We start from the raw sequence: 11,267 nt of genomic DNA on the forward strand, positions 1-11,267 counted from the left end.
GGTTCTTACTGGTACACTGGCACCAGTAAGAATCTTTTAATATATTTTCCCCAAATTAGAATCTCAAAGATAAACAGCTAAGACCCCCGTCTTGCTTTTGTACTTCAGACATATCAAGTTCAATTGTTTCGTAGCCTGCTTCGTTGATTTTACGTTTGGTTTCGCTATATCCTTGTGGAATAATCACATAATCATTTACACGAATACAGTTTGCTGAGTATTCATCTTCATCGGAAATAACGATTTTATCGTATGCATCAAATGCTGGATGATCGACAAATTCACCTGCTACGACCATTTTATTATTTCCTAAATATGCGATACCTGTTTTCAAATGAAAGAACTTTTGCAGAGGAATGATTGTTGCTTCAAATCCTTCGCTTTCTAAAATTTCTTTTAACTGACGTGCTCCTTCTTCATTCGTACGTTCTGAAATTCCGATATAGAATTTATTATCCGCTTGAAGAATATCCCCACCATCAAGAGTGCCAGGTGATTTAATATAATGAAACTTTTTATAAAAATCTTTTAAAACGCTTTCAATTTCTACGATTTCTCCATTGCGAGAGTCCGCACCGGGATTCGTCACAACCGCAAAATCTGCAGTTAGTACAGCAGCATCTTCCACAAATGTTGAATCTGGAAATTCTTCACTCGCTGAAAGAAGTGTTACTTCTACTCCGCACTTTTTCAAAGCTTCTACATAAGCCTCATGCTGCACTAGTAATTTATCATAATCCGGTTTTCCAAGATCAGATGTAGTTAACCCTTCTACATAGCTTTTACCAGGTGTTTTTGCGATTACTTTTTGAAATTTACTCATTTTATTTTCCCCCTTAATTTCGTATAACTGGACTTGTCAGACATGTTGGACCACCAGTTCCTAACACACTGATTTCGCGTCCCTTGTATTCATATACCGTTGCTCCTGCATCTAGCAATTGTTGTTTCGTAGATTCATTGCCTTCGACTAATACACAAACACGTGGTGCAAGCGCCAGCACATTACAGCCGAGATTATCGTATTCTGCCTTTGGTACTTCTACTAATTGAATACCACGCTCCATTAGTAGCTGGCGGAAAAATACTGGCATCAATGGTGAATGTACTACCGCCAAGTCTTTGTCGACCATGCTTATGAAAGACATCAAATGTAAGCATTCCGCCTCCCCTTGATCATGTGGAAGCTGCACAACGATGAACTCTTCTACATATGGTGCTGTCATTTCCTTTAATTGGCGAATGGCTTCATCATTCGTACGGTATCCACGCCCTACTACTAATGTTTTGTCATCCAACCAAACAATATCTCCACCATCAGACACTGCATCACCAGTTAACTCTCCGATAATAGGAATCTCTTTTTCTTGAAGAAATTCTTTATAAATAGCTGCTTCTGGCTGTCTTAACTGTTTACCTGATTTTAAAATAATGGCACCTGCTGGCGTAAACTTTACGGGATCATGAGCGTAAATAGAATCTAATCCTACTTTGTCTGTTGCTGGAAGATAATCAATTTGAGGAACATGTTTTTCTAAAATGTCGATGAATGCTTGATATTCACGGACCGCTTCGTCAAAATCAGGTTCTTCTAGATAATTGAACGTTTTCCACTGATCGGATAGATGTTCTTGACTGATAAAAGCTTCGTTCGGATGTTTTACAATCACTCTTTCTAATTTTTTATACATAGATGAATTATAAGACATTTCTAACCTCCTTTTTTCCGCATATCGGAAAACGTTTCTGATTAACGGAAAGTTTATATTTAAAATATATGTGTTTCATGATATGATGTCAATGTATTTCGAAAATTTAAAACGCATTATTTTAAAATAATAAATAAACAGGTGGTGACCTATATATGCAATCCATTACACGTGCTATGACAGTTGCAAAAGTTTTAGCATCGCATACCAATGAAAAAGGTGTAAGCATTTCCGTGCTATCCAAACAATGCGAGCTTCCACTCAGCACGATGCACAGATTGTTACAAGCAATGATTAAACAAGGCATGGTCGAGCAAGATGAACATTCCAAATTGTACCGTCTTGGCATCGTTTGGTTGGAATATGGTTTAAAAGTGTACGATACGATAGACTATGTTAGTAAAATCCGACCAGAGTTAGAAAAACTCTCGAAGGAATTAGAGGAAAGTGTTTATTTAAGTAAACCCGTTGGAACAGAAGCGATGATTGTCGAAAGAATAGATAGCGAAAACAATTCTATCCGAATTTACGATCAGCTCGGATTACGTATTCCTATGCATATCGGTGCTGCCAATAAATCAATGCTTGCAGCAATGCATAGCACTCAATCTGAAAGTATTTTGTCAGAGCTTGTACCTGCCGACAAAATTCCTGATTTTCTACAAACACTCAACCAAATTACGAAACAGGGTTATGCAATAAGTCACTCTGAAAGAACGGAAGGCACCTCTTCTGTCGCAGTTTCTATTAAAGACAGCCTTGGTCAAATTATCGGGGCAGTAAGTGTTGGTGTTGTCAGCTTCAACCTAACAGAAGAACGTCTCGCATTCCTGATAAGCAAAGTAATGGAGACCGGCAATAATATATCTACAAAATTAAGATCTAATCACTAAGATAACCGTCAAATGAAATGGATAGAGTATGCAATATAGGGAAACTGTGAAGTAAGAAATTTAGTAAAGAACCACTAAAATTTTCGCTACAGGGTGTTGCTTTCCGCGGGCACGGCTTCAATCTCCTCGGAGCTCCCGCTCCTGCGGGGCTTTCAGCTCGTACTGTTCCCGCCGGAGTCGCCACCCCTTCGATACAATCCAATAGAGTTTGCTATTTACTCCATAATGAGACACTAAATTTAGTACGATGTTGCATTTTCTATGGGTGAAAACCTTTGATTAGTGGATTAAGAAAGACTATCTAGCGATTGTGATCATTATTGGGAGCTGCCATTGCTTGAATGGCTAATAGTAACCTTTCCTATAATTTATACTGAACATAAAATGATTCTAAATAAGAAACTGCTCGACAGTTGTAAATAAATTAAATAACTTTTTTGCCTTTAATTATGGATTAGTCAGCAAGTTCTATTGATTGAAGCGCAAGGCGGCGACACCTGCGGGATCAGCGGGACAGGTGAGACCCCGCAGGAGCGTGCGACGAGGAGACTCACCGCCCGCCCCGCGGTAAGCGTCCGCCTGGAGCGGAAATCAATTGCCTTTGCCGTATCTCTTTACGACGCAGTTTTCCTATACGGTGAAATATTTCGGTAACACCAATTCAATAATCTCGAGTTCCTAGAATCAAAAAAGAGAGCAACCGTCTATTCGACAAGTTGCTCTCTTTCTATTTATGATCCGAAACTATTTCTTTATTTTACTTCAAGTTAGCCCATTCGTTTTCAAGCCAAGCTTTGAACTCAGAACCTTTTTCACCTTCGTATGCGTCATACACATCGATTCGCATTCTTTTTAACTTTGTTGCGAAGTCCTCAAAGGAATGATCTGCTGGTAAACTCTTTTTCACGCGAACGAAGACTTTATTAGCGCCTTTAATCACTTCAAACTTTTTACGCGCAGGTAGCGCAGCTTCCTCTCCAAACTCAAGAAGAATACGATATGCCGCCTCCTGAATTTTATATACAGGGTCATTTGCTAGTCTAGATTTCATAATGTCGATTACTTGACTAGTATTGTATTTTCCCAGTTCCTCCACTGCATCATAACGGGCTCTCCAATTGGAAGTTCGATTGGCCGCTTTCTTTAATTCCTCATAATTCTCTGGCAACTCATTATTCACGATCTTTTTACTCAACTATTCCAAACTCCTTCTTTTGCTCGTCTCTTCCTTACTGTCACGTCTCACTATTATATACTATGATCGAGCATTCTCCTATTTTTATCAGACCATCTTCATTTATCCCGCATTAACGAGCAGTAAGACTCCCACTTCAAGATTTAAGAATAGCGAAAAGATAAGTGGGAGATCAACTGCCCGTAAAAGCCCGATTGGTTCAACTAACAATCAGTAAGGGATGACTGGGACTAAACGCGCGACGTACATGTCGCAACGTCCCCACTAGCACGTCCTGTGCGTCGAAAAACCCCCACTGATTGAAGTTTCACTTTATAGGATTTGTTCATGTTGGTTCTGTACTCTTCTAAGAACATCCAAAATCTCAGCCACAATTTCTATAGATGAGCTTTGTTTTCCTACTAGCAACTCTACATTGTTTTCGTTGATCATTTCAAACGTCCAATTGCTAGTAGTAGATGTGAGTACATGCAGGCCCTCAATTGCCCAGTCATTATGTTCTTTATAAAAGATGATTAAGCGGTTATTATGTATTTTATTTTTGATGGAATGATTTAAAAGCTTACTCATCTCTTTTAAATCTCCGTTTTTATTGAATTGCACTAGTTTTCGTTCATCTATTCCTGAGCCTTTTCTTATCCATTCATTATAATAGCTAGTTGGAACAAACACTTTTTCTTGGGAATAGACTTTTTGTTTATCGACTCCTGCAAGCATTCTTGGATAGATGACATTATTCCATGTATCACTTGGAGCCCCGTGCATATATAATGTATACGTCTTATCTGCTTCTTGTGAGCATTCGACTACATTGTTTTTACTAAAATAAAATAAAGACTTCTTTTCTCCGTCTAATAATATTTCCACCGTTAAATTTGTTCTAGACATAATCCATAGAGCATTTGCAAACCCTTCTTCTAAATCAATTTCCCCGTTAGAAAAGCGCACAAGCTCTAACTCATGCAGCTTTTTATAGGTTTTTTCCCATTCTTTCTCTACTTGTTCTTTTGAACAACCTATAAAGGGATCGGAAAAACCAATTAATGTCTTTGTATTCAAGGTTTGCATCATGACAAAAATATCACTTACTGTAAAAGTAGGAATCATCTTACCTCTTCCCTTCCTTCTTTCGATTTATCTTATTTTTCCTCTTATATCGCTCACTCTTAGGCAAACCAAACTCCGGATAAAGCTTTTTTACAATATCTAAGTTTTTGCAAATAAAGAAATAACGATGAATATAAATGGAAAAAAAAGCAGTTAGGAGCGATAAAAAAGAAATACATACAATAAGAAATATGGATAAAGTGGAATCTGTATGTATAAAAGACAAGACTATTTGCCCTAATACATAACTAGCTCCCCCAATAGCTATCCAACTAACAGGAATAGTCCTTTTTTGCTGTAATCTATGATAGGTTCCCGAATATAGAGACTTCCAATTCATCCAGTTCATACCTACTATCAAAAGAATAAACAACAATATGCCTGTTATGAAAGGCCATAAACCAGTTGCCCCCATGTTTACATAGAGCAACTTCTGAATAACTAAAAAATATACATAGGTGTTCACTACTCCATATATCCCGAAAAACAAATAATAGGACTTCTCATTCTTGTACGGATCTATCAAATAAATGATAGCCCAAATTTGAATAATTGCTATCGGAACAATTGCAGCTATCAAAAAAGGAAGGGAAAAAGGTTCTCCAATGATTGGAATGATCCCAATCATGTATAAAAAAATTAAAAAGAATCCAATTATATTGGATCTATTCTCTTTCGGTGTTTGTAACTTTAAGTAAGACTTTGCAATCTTATCTATGTTATTCTTTTCTATTGTAACTCACCTCTATCTACCTACTAAATCTAACTAAACCAAGAGGACACCTTATCAATAACGCCTTTCGTTCCTATCTTAATAGCATCACCTATAGAATCCTTTTGGCCATCATTGTCGACATCCATAATATCAATTTCACTCAAAACAGTTGTTACAACTATCCCTGTAACAAGACCTGCCACTGCTCCAGCTGCAACCCCTACTGGTCCACCGAAAGAACCCATTAAAGCACCAGTTTGAGCACCTGCCCATGCCGAAGCTGCAATAGAAGCTCCAGCCACTGCGACATCACCTGTAACATCTCCTGCAATTTTGCTACCTGACTCCTTATGTTGAATGCCGTGTACAATATCGCCTCCAACAGTTGCAATTACGCCGGCATAGCCGATTTTATTTCCAGCAAATTTAAGCGATTCCTTTACATTAGTCGCAGCATCGACACGTTTAAATATCTTCGTATAATTGGTAGCATTCTTACCTGAATAGGTCTTCTTTTTAACACCAATCAATTCAGGCTTCGTCAATTTTAACACAACTCTTCTTTCCCCTTTAGCAGTAATACGTTCTTCTCTTTTAATACCAAAACCTTGGGCAGCTAACCTTCCTTCTTTTCCAGCAACATACCCTGAGTAAGCAAAGACCCCCAAGCTAGCAGCGGCATTGATCGGCTTGTCTTCCCAACCATTAATATTCATCCCGACTGTACTTAAAATTCCTTCCCATAGATCTTCCACCGTATAAATAGGTGAAGAAACTTCCACGTCGTTTTCGTTTACTCTAGGGTTCTCTTTTAGTAAATCCAATTGATGCTGCGCATAAAACTTTCCAATAGGCGTATTCTCTTGTAACAAGTTCCAGTTCTCACTTGGAAAGTCTACATCAGTCAACCCTTCCTCTATAAGAAGCTCCATATCGCTTATCCAAGTCTCTATATGCAAAAGAGCAGCCTCTATTACGCCAAGTGCATTTGTTTGAGTACTATCGAATTCTTCTAATGCCGTCACCGTGTCATCTCTTTTTTTCCGACTATTGATGACCCCGTCTTGAACGCCACTGTCATCTAAATGAGGAAGGGCCACAATATCAGAAACCTGATCCATAATGGCATTTGTTTCTCCCGTAAGATTACCGGTAATTTCTGAAATCTCTGTTAGTCCATCTTCTACATCTTCCTGTAAGAAGCTTTGACGTATAAAACCATTCGTATTTGATTCCAGAGAAGAAAGTGCGGCATCCATTTGCTTAAGAATACCATCAAACTCGTTTTTAAAAGTCATAAAGAAATGCAATAAAGGCAAATGACAATTATCATAAAATGATCGAATGGCTTGAGCCCCTTCCCCTTTAAAAGAGTCTTCCATCGCAACAAGTCCATCGACAGCCAATTGAATCGCCTTCATTTCTTCTTCTATTCGACTAAGCATTTGAATGTTGCGCTGCAAGCCTTCATGAAAAGGGTTAACATCTAAAACCTTCACATAAACACCTTCCTTGTCTGAGCATTATTATCTTAGTTTTTCATGATTTTTATTAATCTTTTCATTCATTACAATATTCCTAGACTCATTTCCGCATAGGTTCGATTGGATCTTGTTTTCTTGAACTGAACAAATACAGGCGTTTTTTGAGTCATATTATGTTCTTTTATATAGGTGAACAACTCCCAATACTTAACTTGTGATTGCACTTCATAATTTTCAGTTACTCTTGTCATAAGTAAATTGTCGACAATAAAATAGCTACTGAAATTTATTTCCTCTTCCTTTGGAAAGGTAAAATGGCTTTCTACAATTGGTAGAAAAACCTGAGCTGTCATCACTTCTGCCGTTGGATCGCTAATAATCGAAAAAAATATCACTCCCGTTGGATGATACCCATGTCCTGTTAATATTTCATCAAAGTCATTTAACGCGATATCGATTTCCTCAGGCAAAAAATTATACAATTTCGATGCTACGTTTCGGTAAGCAATTTGATGGTTTTCTACAATCATCCCTCATCACCCTGCCCTACTACTGGCACATACAAATCGATTATATAATCGCCGTACACTTCCAATAATACACAATAATACGTATCATCTAGCTTTATCCCTCTAGCATTCGCATATGATTTTACTTTTTCATACGCCGCATAAAAATCCACTTCTTGATCTGCTTGTCGAAGTAACAAAGCCCTTTCTAACACTAAGACATCTTTAAAAGAAAGATCTCCCTCATCCGCCAGTACAACCGGACTACTGATCGGCAAGTAATATGTAAAACGACCTGACTTTTCATCTGTCGAACTTTGCTCAAACGAAAAACAGATCGGTCCATTTCGGTAGACATCCTTATTCAACGTAAAGTCTTCCAGCATATAAATACTTTCCTGCCAGTCCGCTTTCTTCTGCTCCACTTCATATTTCAACACATTCTCAAAAACTAACGAACACATTTCAATTCCCATCCTCATTCACCCTTTCTCCAATCCTAATAAACAATGCACTTATAAACAAAGAAAATGAAAACAAATCTTGTAACACTAAAATAGATTTCAAATATTGATAATAGTAGAATTCCCCCCAAAGATCAGGGGCTTTGCTTCCACTTTAGTTGAATTGCCGCTTGTTAATAAACCCTCGCTCACTAAAATTAAAACTTCTGTATCGAAATTTACAATACAAAATAACCAGTTGCTCTGGAAGGATAAAAAGCATGACAAAAAATACGAGAATACCTCCGACAATCAGAATAATCATATTCAAATCATCAATTGCAGATTTTCGGACAATGTATTGAATGATAAAAACAATCCCTAATCCGGCAATAATAGAAGACGGAATATAAGAAGTTGTTTCAAATCTACCTCTCATTTCACCTTTTTTCGAGCCTTTACGATAATGACCGTTCTTCAACAATATATAAAAACGGATAAACGTTGCTAAAAACACTAAGAACCCGATCAATAAAACAATATAGGTAAAGTTAAGCAGGGAATCAGAAGTAGCAATCATTCCTTCCCCATCTTTTCCGATTAAGAATAATGCCATTATGAGAAATGGGATTGAAGACATATTTTGAGTAACTAGGATGGAGATAAAATACTGCACTTTCTCACTTCTTTTATAAACCGCTGGAATAGCATAGATTAAAGACAACACCATTAATACGATGGTTAACCAAAAATGTGCTGACAGTATTTCATCCTTGTACGGATAGATGGTAGAATCAGCGGCCATATAATACTCAAGTGCATAGAGCAATGCCTGTAAAAATATACCCAGAATTAAGACAAAAGCTAAGTTCGCTGGGCTTTGTCTACCAGAATCTATAGGACCTCTTAGCACTTCAAAATCTTCTTCCTTAAGTTTCATAAAAAACCACTCTTCTTTCTTTATTAATGGAACCATCCTTTTACATGATCCATTACCGATTTATCCTCTTCCCCAAACTTGGTGTTTAACGCAACGTTGGCAAGTATTCCAAGTCCAACCCCTACCGCTGTTCCAACACCTGGAATAGGTATAGCCACTGTAAAGGCAGCAGTAAACCCCGCCTGAACTGCTCCTCCAACCGCCACATCAATTGCCGTATCAACTGTAGCACGTCCTGCAGCTTCTCCATCACTAAGTCCTTCATCTTTTGCTGTTGTGTAGTTGCTATAATAACTTAGTCCTGCCCCTATGGGACCCAGTGCTTTTCCAGCACCTTTGAAAACTCCACTTGTTGCCATACCTTTTACATCCACTAAATCCGTAAATGATTTTCCTGCACCTTTTAGCGCGGCGCTTCCCACTGTTTTTGCTTTTTGCATATTGGTTGCTTGGTCATTAAAGTAAGCAAGGGAAGGATGCTTTTTCAATGCTTCGTCTCCAGTTCCAGACCAACCGCTCTGTCCTGGTTTTTTCGTTCCATATTTAAGTGTAACTTTATTGTTCGCTGCAATTTCATAATGCTTTGGAGACCATTTTCTATTTCCTTTTGGCACATTTTTCATTAATTCTTTAAAAGCTTTGGAGTCTAGATCTACTCTCAAATTTTTTAAAGCATTGCCAGTTGCATTGATTCGATAAGAATATTTTCCGGTTTTTGGATTAAATACTCTGGAAGTAGTGATCCCTCCATCTTTCCCTGCCACATACATACCGAAAGCAGATATTCCGCCAGTAACTCCTGTATTCAACCTTTTCGCATGTCCTACTGCGTCCTTCAACATCATAACGGTAGGATTTGCGGAAGAAACATCCCCTGGCTTTTCCTCTTCCCCGTCAGCATCCACATTATCCGTTTTCCCTAAACGGGTATCTAGCTGTGTACGAAGCGGATGACTTTCCGTATACTCTCCCCATCGGTCTGCGGGAAAGTCAATATCCGTCAAGCCGTCATTCATCATACCTTCTATTTCTAATAACCATAGTTCTAGCGTAAGTAAATCTGATTCAATTTGCGTTAATGCATTCGTTTGATTTGTGTCAAACTCATTCAAATCTGTAACTGTATTATCTCGCTTTTTCTTCGCATTACTAACACCATCTTGCACACCACTATCATCTAAATGAGGAAGTGCAACGATATCAGCGACTTGATCCATAATGCCATTTGTCTCATCTGTGAGATTACTAGTTACTTGAGATATTTCCGTTAGTCCTTCTTCTAGTTCTCCCTCTAAAAAACTTTGACGAATAAAACCATTACGATCTGGCTCTAATGCATCGAGTGCAGCACCCATTTGGGTAAGGGTGCTATCGAATGCGGCTTTAAACGTAAAGAAAAATTGTAAGAATGGCAAATGACAATCATTATAAAATGCTCGGATAGCATTTCCACCTGATCCTTTTAAAGAATCTTCCATTGAGACAAGACCTTCTATAGCAGTTTCGATTGTCTTCATTTCCCCTTCAATTCGGTTAAGCATATTTATATTTCGCTGTAAGCCATCGTGAAATGGACCGACATCTAATATTTTCATGGTGCCACCCTCTGCGGTCCGTCGATTGTACATTGCATAGCAGTCGAAATAGTTTGATCCGTTTCATTCATAAATTCAACAGAACTTGTAGTGGTCTGAATGTTTGTATTTAACACAGTTTGATATTTTGTCAGTAATTGCTCTAGTTTCGTTGAAAGATCTGTCAATTTCGACACAACATCCAACGTATTTCCTGTAATTGGTGGTTCTGCTTTTGGATTAAGCGATTCATTCGCGTTCGTCATTTCTCCTAGCTGCATTTCCACATCGGCATATACGATTTTCACTTCAGTTGACATATTGATTCACCCCCCACATTATTTAGAAGCCGCTTCTCTTTCTCTAGCTTCTTCTGCCTCTAAATTCGCAATCGTTTGTTTGATCGATTCAATTTCTGCTAATAGTGACGTGATTTTAGCTGATATAGCACTAAATACAGCAGAGAATTGAGCGCCCGTTATTTCTAAATAAGAAGAATGAATTCCTACTTCTCGAATGTCATCAAAACTAGTTGCAAGTGTTCCAAACCATGTCGTAGTTGTAAGTTCTGGCTCTAAACACTTATGTTCATTTTCATTGAATTGTCCTTGTTTTTCTGAGAGTGACCCTTGGCATTCGGTTAGGCGTCTTAGTTCTTCTTGCTTTTTGTGCAACAGTGCATAATAATATCCAAGCAA

13 protein-coding genes are annotated in these 11,267 nt (G+C 38.1%); 1 reads left to right on the forward strand and 12 read right to left on the reverse strand.

Features of this window, described 5'->3' with window-relative positions; genetic code table 11:
* Positions 1–55 precede the first annotated feature (55 nt).
* Both FG382_RS14120 and FG382_RS14125 read right to left on the reverse strand, forming a co-directional pair.
* Positions 56–823 carry a dimethylarginine dimethylaminohydrolase family protein gene (locus FG382_RS14120; protein WP_142539535.1) on the reverse strand — a complete coding sequence of 256 codons (768 nt, stop codon included), beginning with the start codon at positions 821–823 and terminating at the stop codon, positions 56–58.
* Positions 824–836: 13 nt separating this feature from the next.
* Positions 837–1,709 carry a dimethylarginine dimethylaminohydrolase family protein gene (locus FG382_RS14125; protein ID WP_142539536.1) on the reverse strand — a complete coding sequence of 291 codons (873 nt, stop codon included), beginning with the start codon at positions 1,707–1,709 and terminating at the stop codon, positions 837–839.
* 155 nt (positions 1,710–1,864) lie between these two features.
* Between FG382_RS14125 and FG382_RS14130 the strand changes: the two genes are divergently transcribed.
* Positions 1,865–2,602: an IclR family transcriptional regulator gene (locus FG382_RS14130; protein ID WP_142539537.1), complete on the forward strand. Its 738-nt coding sequence runs from the start codon at positions 1,865–1,867 to the stop codon at positions 2,600–2,602.
* Between the two features lie 757 nt (positions 2,603–3,359).
* Here FG382_RS14130 and FG382_RS14140 read toward each other — a convergent pair.
* From FG382_RS14140 to FG382_RS14185, 10 genes are all read right to left on the reverse strand, one after another.
* Entirely contained in the window at positions 3,360–3,797 is a 438-nt protein-coding gene (locus FG382_RS14140) for a HEAT repeat domain-containing protein (protein ID WP_142539539.1), read from the reverse strand.
* A gap of 312 nt (positions 3,798–4,109) precedes the next feature.
* Positions 4,110–4,904, reverse strand: coding sequence for a hypothetical protein (locus FG382_RS14150; protein ID WP_142539541.1), 795 nt, complete (start codon positions 4,902–4,904; stop codon positions 4,110–4,112).
* A gap of 1 nt (position 4,905) precedes the next feature.
* A complete protein-coding gene (locus FG382_RS23005; protein WP_211356403.1) occupies positions 4,906–5,532 on the reverse strand; it encodes a hypothetical protein in 627 nt (208 codons plus the stop codon).
* Positions 5,533–5,666: 134 nt separating this feature from the next.
* Positions 5,667–7,118: a ribonuclease YeeF family protein gene (locus FG382_RS14155; RefSeq protein WP_142539542.1), complete on the reverse strand. Its 1,452-nt coding sequence runs from the start codon at positions 7,116–7,118 to the stop codon at positions 5,667–5,669.
* A gap of 68 nt (positions 7,119–7,186) precedes the next feature.
* Positions 7,187–7,633, reverse strand: a complete 447-nt coding sequence (locus FG382_RS14160; RefSeq protein ID WP_142539543.1) for a DUF5085 family protein — start codon at positions 7,631–7,633, stop codon at positions 7,187–7,189.
* On the reverse strand, positions 7,630–8,088 hold the full coding sequence (locus FG382_RS14165; RefSeq protein WP_142539544.1) for a DUF5085 family protein: 459 nt from the start codon (positions 8,086–8,088) through the stop codon (positions 7,630–7,632). The genes FG382_RS14160 and FG382_RS14165 overlap by 4 nt, the downstream gene beginning before the upstream one ends.
* Before the next feature lie 142 nt (positions 8,089–8,230).
* Positions 8,231–8,995, reverse strand: coding sequence for a hypothetical protein (locus tag FG382_RS14170; RefSeq protein WP_142539545.1), 765 nt, complete (start codon positions 8,993–8,995; stop codon positions 8,231–8,233).
* 23 nt (positions 8,996–9,018) lie between these two features.
* Entirely contained in the window at positions 9,019–10,590 is a 1,572-nt protein-coding gene (locus tag FG382_RS14175) for a ribonuclease YeeF family protein (RefSeq protein WP_142539546.1), read from the reverse strand.
* Entirely contained in the window at positions 10,587–10,889 is a 303-nt protein-coding gene (locus FG382_RS14180; RefSeq protein WP_142539547.1) for a YwqI/YxiC family protein, read from the reverse strand. The genes FG382_RS14175 and FG382_RS14180 overlap by 4 nt, the downstream gene beginning before the upstream one ends.
* Before the next feature lie 18 nt (positions 10,890–10,907).
* Positions 10,908–11,267, reverse strand: a complete 360-nt coding sequence (locus FG382_RS14185; protein WP_142539548.1) for a YwqH-like family protein — start codon at positions 11,265–11,267, stop codon at positions 10,908–10,910.

Source organism: Psychrobacillus lasiicapitis (genome assembly GCF_006861795.1).
Classification (GTDB): Bacteria; Bacillota; Bacilli; order Bacillales_A; family Planococcaceae; genus Psychrobacillus; species Psychrobacillus lasiicapitis.

Coding starts and splice junctions, on each gene's coding strand:
- FG382_RS14120 (WP_142539535.1), bottom strand. CDS start 823: ATGAGTAAATTTCAAAAAGTAATCGCAAAAACACCTGGTAAAAGCTAT.
- FG382_RS14125 (WP_142539536.1), bottom strand. CDS start 1,709: ATGTCTTATAATTCATCTATGTATAAAAAATTAGAAAGAGTGATTGTA.
- FG382_RS14130 (WP_142539537.1), top strand. CDS start 1,865: ATGCAATCCATTACACGTGCTATGACAGTTGCAAAAGTTTTAGCATCG.
- FG382_RS14150 (WP_142539541.1), bottom strand. CDS start 4,904: ATGATTCCTACTTTTACAGTAAGTGATATTTTTGTCATGATGCAAACC.
- FG382_RS23005 (WP_211356403.1), bottom strand. CDS start 5,532: ATGATTGGGATCATTCCAATCATTGGAGAACCTTTTTCCCTTCCTTTT.
- FG382_RS14160 (WP_142539543.1), bottom strand. CDS start 7,633: ATGATTGTAGAAAACCATCAAATTGCTTACCGAAACGTAGCATCGAAA.
- FG382_RS14165 (WP_142539544.1), bottom strand. CDS start 8,088: ATGGGAATTGAAATGTGTTCGTTAGTTTTTGAGAATGTGTTGAAATAT.
- FG382_RS14170 (WP_142539545.1), bottom strand. CDS start 8,995: ATGAAACTTAAGGAAGAAGATTTTGAAGTGCTAAGAGGTCCTATAGAT.
- FG382_RS14175 (WP_142539546.1), bottom strand. CDS start 10,590: ATGAAAATATTAGATGTCGGTCCATTTCACGATGGCTTACAGCGAAAT.
- FG382_RS14180 (WP_142539547.1), bottom strand. CDS start 10,889: ATGTCAACTGAAGTGAAAATCGTATATGCCGATGTGGAAATGCAGCTA.